The sequence below is a fragment of the Methanothrix sp. genome (assembly GCF_024518575.1).
Taxonomy (GTDB): Archaea; Halobacteriota; Methanosarcinia; order Methanotrichales; family Methanotrichaceae; genus Methanothrix_B.
This window is the reverse complement of record NZ_JANIHG010000001.1, coordinates 37821-50109: the sequence shown is the minus strand read 5'-3', so window position 1 is coordinate 50109 and position 12289 is coordinate 37821. Positions and strand designations below refer to the sequence as shown.

19 protein-coding genes and 1 tRNA gene are annotated in these 12289 nt (G+C 53.0%); 3 read left to right on the top strand and 17 right to left on the bottom strand.

Annotated features, from left to right (window positions below):
* Window positions 1-32: 32 nt before the first annotated feature.
* The 17 genes from NQU42_RS00335 to gvpA (NQU42_RS00255) form a co-directional block, all read right to left on the bottom strand.
* Window positions 33-105: transfer RNA gene (locus tag NQU42_RS00335), tRNA-Ala, on the bottom strand.
* A gap of 343 nt (window positions 106-448) precedes the next feature.
* Window positions 449-1495 carry a GvpL/GvpF family gas vesicle protein gene (locus NQU42_RS00330; RefSeq protein ID WP_296608082.1) on the bottom strand — a complete coding sequence of 349 codons (1047 nt, stop codon included), beginning with the start codon at window positions 1493-1495 and terminating at the stop codon, window positions 449-451.
* Window positions 1485-1805: a gas vesicle protein K gene (locus NQU42_RS00325; RefSeq protein ID WP_296608080.1), complete on the bottom strand. Its 321-nt coding sequence runs from the start codon at window positions 1803-1805 to the stop codon at window positions 1485-1487. The genes NQU42_RS00330 and NQU42_RS00325 overlap by 11 nt, the downstream gene beginning before the upstream one ends.
* Window positions 1806-1822: 17 nt before the next feature.
* The gene (locus NQU42_RS00320) at window positions 1823-2482 is read right to left on the bottom strand and encodes a gas vesicle protein (RefSeq protein ID WP_296608079.1); all 660 of its coding nucleotides are present in this window, start codon (window positions 2480-2482) and stop codon (window positions 1823-1825) included.
* Window positions 2472-2852 carry a gas vesicle protein gene (locus NQU42_RS00315; protein ID WP_296608077.1) on the bottom strand — a complete coding sequence of 127 codons (381 nt, stop codon included), beginning with the start codon at window positions 2850-2852 and terminating at the stop codon, window positions 2472-2474. Before NQU42_RS00315 ends, NQU42_RS00320 begins: the two co-directional genes overlap by 11 nt.
* A 62-nt stretch (window positions 2853-2914) precedes the next feature.
* Window positions 2915-3163 carry a gas vesicle protein GvpG gene (locus tag NQU42_RS00310; protein WP_296608076.1) on the bottom strand — a complete coding sequence of 83 codons (249 nt, stop codon included), beginning with the start codon at window positions 3161-3163 and terminating at the stop codon, window positions 2915-2917.
* A 207-nt stretch (window positions 3164-3370) separates the two neighbouring features.
* A complete protein-coding gene (locus tag NQU42_RS00305) occupies window positions 3371-4048 on the bottom strand; it encodes an ATPase domain-containing protein (protein ID WP_296608074.1) in 678 nt (225 codons plus the stop codon).
* Window positions 4045-4422, bottom strand: a complete 378-nt coding sequence (locus NQU42_RS00300; protein WP_296608072.1) for a PadR family transcriptional regulator — start codon at window positions 4420-4422, stop codon at window positions 4045-4047. The genes NQU42_RS00305 and NQU42_RS00300 overlap by 4 nt, the downstream gene beginning before the upstream one ends.
* 359 nt (window positions 4423-4781) lie before the next feature.
* The gene (locus NQU42_RS00295) at window positions 4782-5399 is read right to left on the bottom strand and encodes an Hsp20/alpha crystallin family protein (RefSeq protein WP_296608071.1); all 618 of its coding nucleotides are present in this window, start codon (window positions 5397-5399) and stop codon (window positions 4782-4784) included.
* A 109-nt stretch (window positions 5400-5508) separates the two neighbouring features.
* Window positions 5509-5790 (bottom strand): hypothetical protein, encoded by a 282-nt coding sequence (locus NQU42_RS00290; protein ID WP_296608070.1) that lies wholly within the window; start codon window positions 5788-5790, stop codon window positions 5509-5511.
* Window positions 5791-5962: 172 nt separating this feature from the next.
* Entirely contained in the window at window positions 5963-6595 is a 633-nt protein-coding gene (locus tag NQU42_RS00285; RefSeq protein ID WP_296608162.1) for a GvpL/GvpF family gas vesicle protein, read from the bottom strand.
* A gap of 18 nt (window positions 6596-6613) precedes the next feature.
* Window positions 6614-6892 (bottom strand): gas vesicle protein, encoded by a 279-nt coding sequence (locus tag NQU42_RS00280; protein ID WP_296608068.1) that lies wholly within the window; start codon window positions 6890-6892, stop codon window positions 6614-6616.
* Between the two features lie 10 nt (window positions 6893-6902).
* Complete coding sequence (locus NQU42_RS00275) at window positions 6903-7256, bottom strand: hypothetical protein (RefSeq protein ID WP_296608067.1); 354 nt, start codon at window positions 7254-7256, stop codon at window positions 6903-6905.
* On the bottom strand, window positions 7249-8304 hold the full coding sequence (gvpN, locus tag NQU42_RS00270; protein WP_296608066.1) for a gas vesicle protein GvpN: 1056 nt from the start codon (window positions 8302-8304) through the stop codon (window positions 7249-7251). The genes NQU42_RS00275 and gvpN overlap by 8 nt, the downstream gene beginning before the upstream one ends.
* 42 nt (window positions 8305-8346) lie before the next feature.
* A complete protein-coding gene (locus tag NQU42_RS00265) occupies window positions 8347-9249 on the bottom strand; it encodes a hypothetical protein (protein WP_296608065.1) in 903 nt (300 codons plus the stop codon).
* 38 nt (window positions 9250-9287) lie between these two features.
* Window positions 9288-9518, bottom strand: a complete 231-nt coding sequence (gvpA, locus tag NQU42_RS00260) for a gas vesicle protein GvpA (RefSeq protein WP_011695263.1) — start codon at window positions 9516-9518, stop codon at window positions 9288-9290.
* An 11-nt stretch (window positions 9519-9529) separates the two neighbouring features.
* Entirely contained in the window at window positions 9530-9754 is a 225-nt protein-coding gene (gene gvpA / locus NQU42_RS00255; protein WP_296608059.1) for a gas vesicle protein GvpA, read from the bottom strand.
* Between the two features lie 361 nt (window positions 9755-10115).
* Between gvpA (NQU42_RS00255) and NQU42_RS00250 the strand changes: the two genes are divergently transcribed.
* The 3 genes from NQU42_RS00250 to NQU42_RS00240 are packed head-to-tail and all read left to right on the top strand — an operon-like array spanning window position 10116 to window position 12230.
* Window positions 10116-10481: a response regulator gene (locus tag NQU42_RS00250; RefSeq protein WP_296608058.1), complete on the top strand. Its 366-nt coding sequence runs from the start codon at window positions 10116-10118 to the stop codon at window positions 10479-10481.
* Entirely contained in the window at window positions 10478-11611 is a 1134-nt protein-coding gene (locus NQU42_RS00245) for an ATP-binding protein (RefSeq protein WP_296608056.1), read from the top strand. Before NQU42_RS00250 ends, NQU42_RS00245 begins: the two co-directional genes overlap by 4 nt.
* Complete coding sequence (locus tag NQU42_RS00240) at window positions 11586-12230, top strand: DUF835 domain-containing protein (protein WP_296608054.1); 645 nt, start codon at window positions 11586-11588, stop codon at window positions 12228-12230. The genes NQU42_RS00245 and NQU42_RS00240 overlap by 26 nt, the downstream gene beginning before the upstream one ends.
* Window positions 12231-12289 lie beyond the last annotated feature (59 nt).

Sequence of the window (12289 nt, the reverse complement as noted above, 5' to 3'; positions counted from 1 at the left end):
CGCTTTGATTTTTCAAACAGAACTCGATGTAATGGACAGGTCGGGATTCGGACCCGAGGCCTCTACCATGCCAAGGTAGCGATCTTCCAGCTGATCTACCTGCCCTCAATGGGTAGAGAACAGAAGGGTCAGATAAACGTATCGGTCCTCGAAGATGATCGGGCCGTGGGCTCATCGGATCGCCTCCCGGGAATCGCTGCCAAAATGCACAATTCCTCATGAATTCTGTGAGGCTGCTGTGTTGAATAATGTTTGAGAACCCGATAGTAGAGGCGGGATTCATACGAATTGCAATTCTAGTAAAAATCGATAGCTCTCGACCTTAGAGCTCTTAATTATTCAACACAGCATGTGAGGCCAAATGCTGTTGATTTCAATAATACAAATACACAGCCGAATTCTCGAACACCTTCCCCCTGGAGCGCTTTCGGCAAAACAGAGTCGCCAGTCAGACGAAAGAATATGGCTGCCACGGCCCTGTGAAGCGAACCGAGATCCCCGGCTCTCCATCTATCTCATCAAGGACCTGGCCAAGGGCCTTCTCGTCGCTGGCGAGCACAGAGAGGTTCATCATCATGACCATCTCCCCATCGGTCTTCTTCACCTTCTCTACCTTGATATCATCGACCTTCCCGCTGATCATGTCGTAAAAATCCTTGAAGTACGCGCCCATCAGCTCATCCATCTTCCTTCTAACAGCGGTCTCGAGCTTCTGCCTGTACATGTATGCGATCCCGGGTGGTTTGGACGCTATCTCCTCCTTTATTCTCCGCACCTCCTCGCTCTCCTTCTCGATCCTCTCGCTGAAGACGGCTGGATCGTAGAATATCTGAATTCCGTACTCCCTCTTGCCCCGTATCCCATCCATCTTCCTCCTTATATCATCGAGCTCATCCGAGATCCATCTCTTCAGGACCTCCTCAGCTGTGAGGGTGTCCTTCGGCGCTATTATCGTGTCGAAGCCGAATGGCAGCACAGTTCCGAACCTATCGGCTGCGAGGTCTAAGACCTGCTGGTGCGTTTTAACCCATCTCTTTACAGTCTCATCATCATCGCTCTTGTATGGCTCTAATGGGCAGATATGAACTATCGCCGATATGCCCTCATGCGGGATTGTGTATACCTCACACCCCTCGATTCCTATTCTGCCAAGGCTCGTAGCTGTGCTCGCATCTGCAAGCCCGTAGAGGTAAAGCCCTGTCCCATCCGCAGGCCTCGCGATCTCAGCTGCCTCCGGCTCTGATCCTGTGGCTGATCGCCCTACGCCATTTGGAAGTGACAGATCGCTGCCCTTAGAGATATCACCCGATTCGACGCTAGATGCGGATGCATAGAGTTTCAGCTCTCTCGCTATCGCCTCTCTTATCGCAGCCCTGAGTGCAGGCATGAGCTCGGATCGAACGACCTCTGATATCACAGAAGCCATCTCCTCCCCTACCGACCTGATCTCCTCCCTGACAATACCAGCGATCGCCTCTCTGAGCTCATCGTTCATGCTCCACCTCCTCCCTCCACCTCTCCGGATTGATCATTCTGTCCAGGAGATCGTCCACGATCTCATCCAGGCCGTCACGGACCGCCTTTACGGATTCCGTTATCCCCTGCTCTCTTTTTATCTCCTCTATCGCGATGTCCAGCTCCATCAGAGCCTCCCCAAGCCTGTTCATCTCATCCTCGGTTAGAAGTCCCGACTCCATCCGCCTGATTGCCTGTATTCGAAGGGCATCTCTTATAACCTCGACGAGCGCTATGACGAGCCCGAGGAGGCCCTGCTTCAGGTTGTTCTCATCGATGGTTAGGGACATGTTATGCTCCAGGGATTTCAGAGCCTCAACAGAACTCTTTCCCTCTCGCAAACCGCATCGCTCATGTTCGGGATCTGGCTCCTCCCACCATACCCTTCCCGGAGCAATCCAAGGGCGCACATCTCACTTTCGGCAGCATCTTTGAGCGAATGAACGTCTTCTGAATGGAGCTTTGTCATCGTGCCATCCTTCAGGTGGATATGCAGGCACTCTGTCTCTCCATTTGCCATGATCTCTTCCCGTTCTACGGCAAACCCCTCTATATCCTCGTAGCATGCTGCGAAAAGTATCTCGAAGGGCTCCTTTCTGAACGCAAAAATTCGTCTGTTCGTGACACAGATCTCTCCGGGCCTCCAGGCCTGGTATATTCCAGTGGAGTGCCAGCACGTGCCGAAGGCCCTCAGGCGTATCTCCTCGCCTCCACTCAGAAGGTTCCTGGTGGGATCTCTCAGCTTTCGCCTCTCCGTCTCCCATGCTCTCTGGGCCGCATCCCAGTCCTCCCATATGCCGTACCTGAGCATGGTGTCCATACCTGCAAGCGCAGCCCTGAGGTTGAGGCCGATCAGTGGCACACCGGCGACTGATATGATCACATCCGCATTCAGCACGACCCCCTTGTCCAGTATCCTGTCGAGGAGATCGACAAGGCCTGCGTTTGTGCACCTCTCAGGTTCCATAGTCATCTTTTAAAACGAATGGCATCTTCAGCATCCTATCCCTGGCCAGCGCGCTCGTCCATCCACACCACGGGCAGCCCTCGTGCAGAAGCTCCTCGCGCTGCACCTTCTTTCCGCACTGCGGGCACTCCTCCTTGTCGAGCATCGCATCCCGCCACGCAGCGGTCGTGCAGCTGATCCCGGATGGAAACTCCAGGCCGTATTTTGCAGCCGTCTCGAATGATGCAAGCGCAGCCCTAACCTTTATTCCGAGCAGCTCGACTCCGGCCACGGAGACGGTGATGTCCGCATTTATCACCAGCCCCTTGTCGAGTATCCGGTCGATCGCGCCGGCCAGCCCGCGGTCCGAATCCTTCTCAGGAAGTACCATTACATTCTCCTCCAGAACGCTCTGATTGTGCACTCAGAGCATTGATCAGGCATCACTGCGGATCACCTCTGCAACTCCTCCGCTATCCTGAGCCTCTGCATCAGCTGCTCAGTCCTCTCCAAGTACTCCTCGTGGCTCAGCTCTCCGAACTCGTACAGCAGCCTTATCTCCTTTATCTGATTCCTGATCCGCTCAGGGTTGTACAGCTCGCGCTGGGCGTATCCTCTGATCTGCTCCAGCGTCCAGATCAGATCGAGGCCCGGGACGGAGATGCCGACGCTTCTCAGAAGAAGATCATCTATGACGAACAACCATCAGGACCTCCTGATGATATCTTTTAGCCTGAGAAAAAATACCTTGTCATCTGTCTGAAATAATTTCGTGTTATGTCTCATGAAATGTATCAAGATGATTCTCAAATCCTGAAAGAACTTGAGGTCGAATAGAGACCTGTAATCCACCTTGAGATGTTACGAATATCAGCTCTCAGAGATGCCCGATCGGAAACGTCTGCGCACTCATCCGTATATCGGGCCGAGAACCTCGAGGCCGCCTGGCTTCACCACGAGGTGGTGCTTCTCCATCTGATGTCTCGCTCCGCGCATCTTTCTGATCTGAAGATACCTCTTGACGCCCTCTGTGCTCTCGATCACGCCCACCTCTATTATGCCATCCGAGAGAAACTTCTCCCCACTGTTCCCCGCGCCCCCGTCCGTCTCTAGTATCAGAATGGATGTCAGGCCTCTGTCCTTGAGCTCTGTCAGGAAGTCATAGATATTTCTGCGAAGATCCGCCTTTGGAGATAATGTGTAAAGAGCATTGAGAGAGTCTATGGCGAAGATCATGAGATCACGATACTTCTCCAGGTATGTATCGAGGATATCCCTCGTCACCCTGAACATGTCAAGGCTTTGCTCCCTCCACTCCACCCGCATATCCCTGTAGTCGAATATGTGCAGATGCTCATGGCATCTTATTCCGATGCTCTCCATGTTCCTGACATGGCTCTCCCTAGTCTGCTCGAGGCTCGTATAGAGACCATGCCCCCCGCTGAACTCGAGGTATCGAGACATCATCGCCAGCACCAGGCTGGACTTCAACGTGCCCTCCCCTCCGGTCACCAGCAAGACAGAGGCAGGAGGGGGATCTGTCTCCAGCACGCGATCCAGACCTTCAACACACGTTCTCAGCATCATTCCTTCAAAAACGAGAGTAGGTACTCCAGAGCGTTGACCATACTACCCATCTTTAGCCTCATCACCTCTTGCCCCTTTGGAGTAAGCGAGTAAAACTTGGTTCTCATATTGCCTCTGCTATATTCCGCTCTCAGAATGCCCTCAGCCTCCATCGAGTAGAGTATGGGATACACAGTACCCTGACTCAGAAGAACATTGTACCTCTTGTAGATCTCCTTGATGAGGTCGTAGCCGCACATCGGACGCTCTCTGAGTATTGAGAGGATCAGAATATCCTTGTTCGGCTTCACGAACCTGCTCAGGATCTCCTCCTGCTCCTCATGCCCGAGGTTTGTTTCTTCTATCAGAGCCCCTCCCAAAGATGCTAGAGACATAGTAATCTAATTACTTATAACTGTTACGTATTTATGATATCTTCGATCTTTCAGGGACTGAGACATTTTTGATTTAATTTATCAGAACATCACGCAAAATCGATTGCATTTGAGCCATCAGATCTGAATAAAGGTGGTTAACATCTAGATATAGATGCACGGGTCCATGCGCACCATCGATGCCTCTATCCTCAGCGAGATTGTGTGCTCTTTGAGTCCACGTCATTTAAGGAAGTACCGCTCCGCTAGATGTCCTTTCGGGGCAGTTCATTCGATGATTCGAGCCACAATCCATCTTCAGCGTGAGGAATTGCGTTGGCTCGGTGCGCGAGCTGAATGGTGTGAACAATGCAGGCCTGTCAGCCTCTGATACGTTCTATCCTGAGCTGCAGTATGTTGTTCTTGAAACTCTTGCTGCTTATCTTACCGGCATCAGGGGGGAGCCTCACCTCTCTCGAGAACTCTCCTGCCCTGATCTCCAGAACCCCATCTCTAACAGAGACAGAGAGATCATCTTCATCGACCCCTGGAAGCTCCGCGACGATTGTTATCCAGTCCCCCTCATCCATTACATCGATTATCGGCTCCTTCCTCGGAGCTCCAGGTATTCTGACCTCAGGCGGTTTTGCTGGCGGTCTTCGCGCACCCGGTCTGCTGCTCAGAGGTCTCACCGAGATGTTGTAATCGACCACTGGCTTGCTGCTCCAGCCGACCTCTATTCGGTGGCGTACCTCGGCGTCCGTCTCAGCTATCCTCTTCTTGAACTCCGGAGATGATGCCTCAAGCGCCTTTATTATCCCGCCAAGCCCAGGTATAAACTGGCTCACAATGCCACTGACTATCGAGGGCTCCTCCACCGCTTTCTCCTTCCCAGCGCCCTCCTTGGCAGGGCCTTCTTTCAGCGCTCTAAGGGCCTTCTCGATCTCATCAAGCCTGCGCTCTATCCTGTCTAAACGCTCATCATAGCCATCCGACATAATGTTCACCAAAATGCAAACCAATATCCCACATAGCCACGGATCGACGGTGCTCGTTGAGTGTCTCAAAGCCACACAATGTTTTGGCTGCAGCTGTTTTCATGCGCGATCATCTGGATCGCAGCTCGGCGATCCTCCTTTTGTGCTGGGCGATTGTGGATCTGTGTTTCATCTTGACCTCGAGCAGATGTCTCCTAGCATGCGTCATCCTCTCATTCCAGGAACCCTGTATCCTGAGCCTGTGAGCTGCAGCCTCTCTCTTCAGCTCCCTCCTCCTGGATCTGAGGTACGGTATGATATCATCCCGGAGTCTCACACGGTGCGCTACGACCTTTGAGTGCTGGATCCCTCTGTTCTCCATCACTTTGGACTTTCTAGTCATTTCCATCATCTTTTGGCAAATGCATCCAGCGAGCAGATTGAGATCTTATATTTTAAGGCAGAGAAGAACGGGCCGCGAGTACCGCCCGAAATCTGGCCTGTTGGGAGAAACTTCTCATCCATCTCTCTTATCAGATTAATGAGATCGTCGCAGATACCGCGATCCTCTTTCGATTTGTCCGCTATCTGAAGCCCCTCCTATTCTTCCCGAGGATGTGTATATCGACGAAGTTGTATGGAGGCCACGGCCCGGAATAACTAGTCTTCAGGTCATGCTCTGCTATCGCGCTTCCGACACGCTCTGAGAACTCATCGATCCTGGAGCGTTCCACGAGAAATGCTGTGTTGAGAAGAAGACGATCGCTGAAGAGCTTGAGATCTTTGAAGTCCACAGAGACCGCTGTGAGCCGCTGGATGATATCTCTTCTGATCTCCTCCGCCCTTCCGTTCAGCTCGACGCCCTTCGGCCTGAAGACCTTGACGCCCAGCTCGACCTTTCCCGTAACCACAGGCCAGGCCTTCTTCATCGCTGTATATCCAGCGCTCATGGCCACAGTGAGATTCTTTTTGCTTTTGAAGATCATGCCGTATGCGACTGGGAGGACATCATGCTCCTCCATGACCCGTTTCACGACCCTTCTGTGGACCTCGACATCCCTCTCGTCGACCGCATAATCCCTCAGATCCGCCTCGCTCACAACCGGCCGCAGATCTCTGTACTCGAGCGTGTGGACGTTGCTCCCGCCAAATCCGATCGGCCCGAACTCGGCCTGGGGCGATCTGATAACGCAGTAGACGTAAAGCCCTCTCTGGATCTTCTTTGACGGCAGAGCTCACACCTCCTCATCGATCCTCTCCAGGCTTCCACGATGGCGCAGCTCCATTCTCCTGTAGCCTGTGATCTCGCCTGCATCATCGAAGCACATCTCATACCTTCCGATGATGTCCTGCGTATCAGGTATCGCCCGCCGCTCGAGAACCTCCACATTCACGATCCAGCCATCATCAGTCCTGGATATGCTGCTGATGGATTCGAACCTCTTGTCCAAGAGCTCCTCAGCGGCTGTTCTGGCGATTCTGAGCATATCCCTCAGACCCGGCTTATCTGCCATAATACAACACCTATGGAACGAAGATCATATCGCAATCCTTCAGAGCCTCAACATGCCTGCCGCGCCAGCTCTTAATTGCCTCTTTGAGGTTGTACCGCCGTTTTTTGTCAAGCAGGCCGTAGTACTTGAGGAAAGTGGCAAACCGCCTGCGCCTCGTTCTGCTGGCTCCTGATGCTATCGTCTCCAGGTCGAGCGTTCCATCCGGCTTCAGGCAGAGATAGAATGTCCTGGCCGCGACCCTGCCATCGTCGGTCTTCGCTCTCACGACCAGAGCCTCGGTCTCGTTGATCTTAAGCCCTTTCGGCCTCCTCGCACCGAGCCCGGATATATAGACGTCCTGTATGATGGCACCAACTCTATCCACCGGAAACCCCCTGGACAGCAGATATCGCCTCGTAGACCAGCTCCCTCTTCTCCTCCATCTCCTTCCTCGAGCTGGTCTTGCTGGCGATCACATCTATGCATATCTGATCAAGACCGATGCCCTGCTTGCCATTCAGCAGCATCAGGCCCTTGCCTATCATTATGCATGCCCTCGTCCCCGGCTTCTGAGCCTCGGGGAGCCTCTCGCGCAGGTACCTTACGATCTCCACGACTTTACGTGCCATGCCCTGAGGAAGACCGGTGTGCTCGACGACTATCTTGACCTCTGTCTCGTATCCGTAGTAGTCTGTGTATATTCCAACCATTCTATCAAGAAGAGCGTCCTGCGGCCTGTGAATGCCAGCGTACTCTATCGAGTTCGAGGTGAGAATTGCCCTGAAATCCGGATGCACTCTTATGTAGCGGTCCTCGCCGAACTTCGTCGGCAGTTCCAGCACGCCCTCCTCGAAGACCGAGAGGAAAACGTTATTTGCAGCAGGCTTCGTCCTGGAGAACTCATTGTATATCAGAGTGTAGCCGTACTTGCATGCGAGGGTTAACGGATTATCGACCCACTCAACCTTTATCACATCTTTGCTCTTGAACACATTGTGGATGTATTTGTCCCGGACGCTCTCGTTCTCTATCTGGGCGTAACCACCAATGAGATCAGCTGTCGTTATCGACTCATCCCCATTTATCCAGACGACTGGCCGGCCGAACTGGCGAGCCACGTGGATCGCAAGGCTGGTCTTGCCGCAGCCTGTTGGACCTATCAGATGCACAGGATACCCGGCCTCCAGCCAGAGCTCCATTCTGGTCTCGATCTCCTTGACCTCAGGAGTCTCCACAAAGTGTTCGACCTCAGGCATCAGATACGCTTCCTCGATCTCCTTGCGCAGTGCCTCTGGATCACGCGCTTTTTCCCTGGTGCGCACCCTAACCTCAACATCTTCATTCTCTTTAGATTCTAGCAGCTTCTTCTCCCGTGATGTCTGATGAACAGGCTCCCCCCTCACGCGCCTCGGATGGGTGACAACATATCTCATAAGAAACCCCCCTGCGGATCACAATAAAAATTCTACTAGGGTTTACCCGTAGTAGAACTCTCTAATGTATTTACCAACATCCTGTTCAGCGTACCTGCAGACCTCGTCCCTGAAGCTGATAGCTCTGGCATGCAGCTCTCTGGCTCCGGCGCTCATCTTGGAGGCTGCCTCTCTGTTCTCCTTGATCTGTTTATCCAGATCAGCTCTGAAGATCTTCAGCCCCTCATTGAGCTCCTTCGCCCCTTCCTCTCTGATGCGCGCTCCGGAATTCCTGAACTCGATTGACATTCTGTCCATCGCCTGCCTGATGTCTGCTGCCCCAGATCCCATCCTTGAGATTGCTTCTCTGTTCTCCTTGATCTGTTTGTCCAGATCAGCTCTGAAGATCTTCAGCCCCTCATTGAGCTCCTTCGTCCCTTCCTCCCTGATGCGCTCCCCTGACTTTCTGAACTCGTCCGTGCTCTTGTTTATGGAGAGCTTCATCTGGCGCACTCCGGTGCGGATCTTCGCCACTCCTTTCTTGTTCTCAGAGACCTGCTCATCTATCGCCTTTTTCAGGGCGCTAACGCTTTTGCTCATCCTGCCCACACCCTCCTCCCGGATGGCAGCTCCGGCTCTCTTCAGCTCCCCGGATTTTCTGCGAATTTCTTCCTCCTTCGCCAGAACACCCCTGCCCAGAGGCTTCTCAGGTGCCTCTGGTTTGACCTCTGACGGCTTTGAGGGCATCTCCTTCTTCGCCTCAGATGGCATCGTCTCAGCTGGTTCAGCTCTCTCCTCTGGTTTGCCGACTGGAGCCTTCTCCTGTGCCCTCTTTCTCGCCTCGATTATGCTCTCGGCGAGCTGGGCCTTCGTTCCGCCTAGGCTCTGAATTCCGAGCGCAACTGCCATCTCCTCAAGCTCTCGCCGGGTGTGCTTCGTCACCAGTTCTTCCACAGTCTCTTCCATACGCACCCCAAAAATAACCCAAAATCAGGAGTTCCTGTTCAGGCAGGAACTCCCGGAGCCGCAGCGATTGCAGCCTGCTCTATCTTCGCCATCTCCTCAGAGTAGTGGAGGAACGTATCGACAGATGCAACCACCACTCTGGCCTCAACCGTCAGTATCTCGATGCCAACCAAGGATACCCTGGCCCAGACATCGACGACTATTCCCTTGTCCAGGATCCTGTCGAGAACCTCGGCAAGACTGGACGAATCCGGTGTTGATGTTACCATCCTCTCTCACCTCATGCGGGTGGGGCCGCAGCGATTGCAGCCTGCTCTATCTTCGCCATCTCCTCAGAGTAGTGGAGGAACGTATCGACAGATGCAACCACCACTCTGGCCTCAACCGTCAGTATCTCGATGCCAACCAGGGATACCCTGGCCCAGACATCGACGACTATTCCCTTGTCCAGGATCCTGTCGAGAACCTCGGCAAGACTGGACGAATCCGGTGTTGATGTTACCATCCTCTCTCACCTCCAACGAATGCTTTCTCCAGAGATCTCTTGGAGCGTGATATGTTTGCCCTCGATGAGGAAGACAAAAGGGGGATGAACAATGCCATCCCCCTGGGAGGCTCTGGCCGTATCTGACACCCGAGGGCGGAGACGTTATCATTGTTAGTTGTGATCATCCACATCAGAGTATACACTGATAGGTAAAATAGGTTACCATCTGTCTAAAATAGTTTTTACTTTTGTCTCTGAAATTGTCTCATTGCGTTTATCTTAGCAATTCTCATACTATGAAAATTAGTAAACTATAGGATATCCGGCCGATATACTGTATATCAAATCCGCATCTGATGAACAGCTGAGAAGGTGCAGCATGAAGATACTGGTGGTCGACGATGCCCCATTCATCGTCAGGGCCCTGAGGGACACACTTGCAGCAAGGGGTTTCGAGGTCCACGAGGCACAAAGCGGAGAGGAGGCGATCTCAGCATACCGCGATCTGAAGCCGGATGTGGTGCTGATGGATATACTCATGCCGGGCATGGACGGGCTCTCAGCTACGCGGGAGATCCTGAATATCGATCCAGCTGCTAATATCATCGTGATAACCGCGATAGGAAAGCCAGGCCTTGAGAAGGAGTGCATGGATGCAGGAGCAAAGGGGTTTCTCATGAAGCCCTTCCGGGCCCGAGCGCTGATGGAGCTGATAGACTCGTTCTCAGGAAGGGGTGGGCGTTGAGGGGAATAGAGATAGTTCACGGCTATCAGGAGGATATAATCGAGACGATACCCAGCACTATCCTGATAGTCGATAGGGGGCGGGAGGTGCTCTATGCCAACAGGAACTTTTACCTGAAGTCTGGCAAGAAAGAGAAGGATGTAATAGGCATACGCCTCTCAAAGATATTCTCACCTGTTCTCATGCAGAAGCTCGATAAGAAGATACAAGAGGTCTTCTCAACAGCAGAACCTTTTGAAGGGGAGCAGATCAGGTATCCAGGTGGCAGGTTCTACTTTTACAGGATATATCCGCTGAGGGAGGCTGGGGGAGCAGTCAGCAAGGCTGTGATCTTCATGGAAGATATCACAGAGATGACCAGGCTGGAGGAAGAGCTGCGCGACTCGTATATAAAACTCGAGAATGCATATGCTGAGCTGAAAGAGCTTGACGGCATCAAGTCAGAGTTCGTGTCCATGGTCTCTCATGAGCTGAGGACTCCCCTCACAGTCATCAACAGCTACCTGGAGATGTTCGAGGATGGCCTTCTCGGGGATCTCTCGGATCTGCAGAAGGAGAAGATTCAGCTGATCAGATCGCAGACGGACACAATGATCCAGCTTGTGGACGATATGCTAGATTCGCTGAGGATCGGGGCCAGGAGGCTCCGGCTGAAAAAGGAGCTTACAGACATTGAGGATATGATCTGCTCGGTAATCGCCAGCCTCTCCAGGCTCGCCGATCTCAGGGAGCATGTGATATCATTCAGATGCGAGATGGCCGATGCCAGAATAGAGTGCGATCCCAAGAGGATAATACAGGTTCTGAGCAATCTGCTCACGAATGCGATAAAATACACCCCGGAGAGGGGGCGGATAGATGTTGTTCTCAAGGAGGAGAATGGATATGCTCTGGTCTCGGTCAGAGATAACGGCATAGGTATCCGGGAGGAGGACAGGGATCGAGTGTTTGATAAGTTCTTTGTGGGGATGGAGGAGAGCCGCGCAGATATGGGCATGGGACTGGGCCTCTCCATAGCAAAGGATATTGTGGAGGCGCATGGCGGACGGATATGGTTCGAGAGCAGGGTCGGGGAGGGAAGCACGTTCTACTTCACTCTTCCCCGTGGTGGGCATCCTGAACATACTTAATATATTCAGGAGAAGGCCGCGTGTTGTGCCGCTCACCGAGCCTGTAGGTGTGAGGAGCTCGAAAGAGCTCTCGCGGGGCTCCGCATATCTGATCAAGGAGAAAAAGCCTGAGCTCAGCTTTCAGATCTTCTCCTCTCTCGTAAGGGGTCCGTGTGCGAGCTGCGAGCACCCTGATGCGTTCAACTGCGAGAGCATAGGGTGTGAGGAGTGCACGCTATCATGCCCGTGCAAGAGCTGCAGCCAGAAGAGGGCGCAGGGCCTCTGCTTCACAACCCTCCCCCCTGAGCAAATCAGAAGCAAATACGTGCTTCAGACCACGCCGATCTTCTGGATAAGCAACCGCGGCGAGAGCCATGTGAGCATAAACAACCTCGAGATCATGGCGGACATAGTTGCGAGGTTCCTTGATAAGAGCCAGAATCCTGTCGTACTTCTGGACGGTCTGGAGCTTCTGATGGTCATGAACAGCTTCGTTCATGTCATGAGGTTCCTGCGCGATATCATGGAGATGATCTTCATAAGCAGAGGCATACTGATCGTTCCCGTGAGCCCGTCTGCCCTCTCCGAGAGGGAGATGGCGCTGATAGAGAGGGATATGCGGGAGATACCAACTGAGTAGAGTGAAAACTATCTTCCGGTGGATGCGCTTCAGGTTCAGCTGTTCGGGCCCGCGGCCTG

Bases quoted from the DNA above. Each gene is read 5' to 3' on its own strand.
- NQU42_RS00330 (WP_296608082.1), bottom strand. From the start codon at position 1,495: ATGAACGATGAGCTCAGAGAGGCGATCGCTGGTATTGTCAGGGAGGAG.
- NQU42_RS00300 (WP_296608072.1), bottom strand. From the start codon at position 4,422: ATGTCTCTAGCATCTTTGGGAGGGGCTCTGATAGAAGAAACAAACCTC.
- NQU42_RS00250 (WP_296608058.1), top strand. From the start codon at position 10,116: ATGAAGATACTGGTGGTCGACGATGCCCCATTCATCGTCAGGGCCCTG.
- NQU42_RS00280 (WP_296608068.1), bottom strand. From the start codon at position 6,892: ATGGCAGATAAGCCGGGTCTGAGGGATATGCTCAGAATCGCCAGAACA.
- NQU42_RS00325 (WP_296608080.1), bottom strand. From the start codon at position 1,805: ATGTCCCTAACCATCGATGAGAACAACCTGAAGCAGGGCCTCCTCGGG.
- NQU42_RS00265 (WP_296608065.1), bottom strand. From the start codon at position 9,249: ATGGAAGAGACTGTGGAAGAACTGGTGACGAAGCACACCCGGCGAGAG.
- NQU42_RS00295 (WP_296608071.1), bottom strand. From the start codon at position 5,399: ATGTCGGATGGCTATGATGAGCGTTTAGACAGGATAGAGCGCAGGCTT.
- NQU42_RS00305 (WP_296608074.1), bottom strand. From the start codon at position 4,048: ATGATGCTGAGAACGTGTGTTGAAGGTCTGGATCGCGTGCTGGAGACA.
- NQU42_RS00290 (WP_296608070.1), bottom strand. From the start codon at position 5,790: ATGATGGAAATGACTAGAAAGTCCAAAGTGATGGAGAACAGAGGGATC.
- gvpN (WP_296608066.1), bottom strand. From the start codon at position 8,304: ATGAGATATGTTGTCACCCATCCGAGGCGCGTGAGGGGGGAGCCTGTT.
- NQU42_RS00315 (WP_296608077.1), bottom strand. From the start codon at position 2,852: ATGGTACTTCCTGAGAAGGATTCGGACCGCGGGCTGGCCGGCGCGATC.
- gvpA (WP_296608059.1), bottom strand. From the start codon at position 9,754: ATGGTAACATCAACACCGGATTCGTCCAGTCTTGCCGAGGTTCTCGAC.
- NQU42_RS00320 (WP_296608079.1), bottom strand. From the start codon at position 2,482: ATGGAACCTGAGAGGTGCACAAACGCAGGCCTTGTCGATCTCCTCGAC.
- gvpA (WP_011695263.1), bottom strand. From the start codon at position 9,518: ATGGTAACATCAACACCGGATTCGTCCAGTCTTGCCGAGGTTCTCGAC.